Here is a 926-nt window from a genome sequence, read left to right as displayed (position 1 = left end):
ACCTCGAACGACGAAATCGCCCAGGTCGGCACCATTTCCGCCAACGGCGACGCCGAGATCGGCAAGTTCCTCTCCGACGCCATGAAGAAGGTCGGCAACGAGGGCGTGATCACCGTCGAGGAAGCCAAGTCGCTCGAGACCGAGCTCGACGTGGTCGAGGGCATGCAGTTCGACCGCGGCTACATCTCGCCCTACTTCGTCACCAACGCGGACAAGATGCGCGTTGAGATGGACGACGCCTATATCCTCATCAACGAGAAGAAGCTCTCCTCGCTGAACGAGCTGCTGCCGCTGCTCGAGGCCGTGGTGCAGACCGGCAAGCCGCTGATCATCGTCGCCGAGGACGTGGAAGGCGAAGCGCTCGCGACCCTGGTCGTGAACCGCCTGCGCGGCGGCCTGAAGGTCGCGGCCGTCAAGGCTCCGGGCTTCGGCGATCGCCGCAAGGCCATGCTGCAGGACATCGCGATCCTGACCGGCGGCCAGGCGATCTCGGAAGACCTCGGCATCAAGCTCGAGAACGTCACGCTCAACATGCTCGGTCGCGCCAAGAAGGTGATGATCGACAAGGAGAACACCACGATCGTCAACGGCGCCGGCAAGAAGGCCGACATCGAGGCGCGCGTGGCCCAGATCAAGGCGCAGATCGAGGAGACCACCTCGGACTACGATCGTGAGAAGCTCCAGGAGCGTCTGGCCAAGCTCGCCGGCGGCGTCGCGGTGATCCGCGTCGGCGGCGCGACCGAGGTCGAGGTGAAGGAGCGCAAGGATCGCGTTGATGACGCGATGCATGCGACCCGCGCCGCGGTCGAGGAAGGCATCGTCCCGGGCGGCGGCGTCGCCCTGCTCCGTGCCTCCGAGCAGCTCAAGGGCCTGCGCACCAAGAACGACGACCAGAAGACCGGCGTCGAGATCGTGCGCAAGGCGCT

General features: G+C 65.6%; 1 protein-coding gene. It reads left to right on the top strand.

The window, feature by feature from the left end; all coding sequences use genetic code 11:
- A partial coding sequence (groEL, locus tag IVA87_RS15845) for a chaperonin GroEL (RefSeq protein WP_247334141.1) occupies positions 1 to 926 on the top strand: 926 nt, incomplete at both ends.

It is taken from the genome of Bradyrhizobium sp. 147 (assembly GCF_023073935.1).
Classification (GTDB): Bacteria; Pseudomonadota; Alphaproteobacteria; order Rhizobiales; family Xanthobacteraceae; genus Bradyrhizobium.
This window is presented reverse-complemented; position numbering and strand designations above follow the sequence as displayed.